Genomic DNA, 997 nt, shown 5'->3' with positions numbered 1-997 from the left:
CTCGGGCCGGTCCGCCGACCTCGGCCTCGGGGCCACGGCCCGGCAGCCAGACGTCGTCCGCCTCGGCCGGGGTGAGGCGCCGCGTGCGGGCCAGGCAGACGGCCAACATGACGAGGGCGATCGCCAGCAGCAGCAGGGACGTCCACACGTTCAGGCGCTGCGTGGTGCCGAACAGAGTGATCATCTGGGCGTCGTCGATGCGCATCATCTCGATCCACACACGGCCCAGCGTGTACCAGGCCACGTAGGTCCAGATCATGGCGCCGCGGCGCAGGCGCAGCATCCGGTCCAGGGCGAGCAGCACCAGGACGCCCAGGAGGTTCCAGAGGCACTCGTAGAGGAACGTCGGGTGGAACAGGGTGCCCTCGGCGTAGCCGGAGGGGACGAACTCGGGATCCACCTCCAGGCCCCACGGCAGGTCGGTGGGTCCGCCGAAGAGCTCCTGGTTGAACCAGTTGCCCCAGCGGCCGATCGCCTGGGCCAGCAGGATGCCGGGTGCCACGGCGTCGCCGAAGGCGCTCAGCCGGTGGCCGTAGCGGCGGGCGCCGATCCATGCGCCCACGGCGCCGAGCGCGATCGCGCCCCATATCCCGAGCCCGCCGTTCCAGACGTAGAGGATCTGGATCGGGTCGCCGGTGCCGTCGTAGTTCGGTCCGAAGTAGCGGTCCGGCGAGGAGAACACGTGGTAGAGGCGCCCGCCGACGAAGCCGAACGGGATCGCCCAGATGGCGATGTCCAGCACGCGGCCCTCGGGGCCGCCGCGGTGGCGCCAGCGCAGCGCGCCCAGCCACAGCGCGGCCACGACGCCGGCGATGATGCACAGGGCGTAGGCGTGGATGGTCAGCGGGCCCAGCTCGAAGCCGGACCACGGCGGGGCCGGGATCGCCAGCACCGGCGCGGAGGCGAGGGCATCGGCGGCGGCGAGGGCCGTCGTCGGGAATCCGGTCATGGCGGTCATGGCGCTCACTCCCCCCGGGCGCCGGCGGCGGAGTCCGGT

Annotated in this window: 1 protein-coding gene; it reads right to left on the bottom strand. The window is 72.7% G+C overall.

Features of this window, described 5'->3' with window-relative positions; genetic code table 11:
* Nucleotides 1-949, bottom strand: a 949-nt coding sequence (lgt, locus tag AC2W7A_RS12820) for a prolipoprotein diacylglyceryl transferase (protein ID WP_485991665.1), incomplete at its 3' end; no start/stop codon positions are given.
* Nucleotides 950-997: the final 48 nt, after the last annotated feature.

The sequence above is a fragment of the Micrococcus sp. LASM2_SD2 genome, assembly GCF_057364565.1.
The sequence above is the reverse complement of the archived record's forward strand: the minus strand, read 5'-3'. Positions and strand labels throughout refer to the sequence as shown.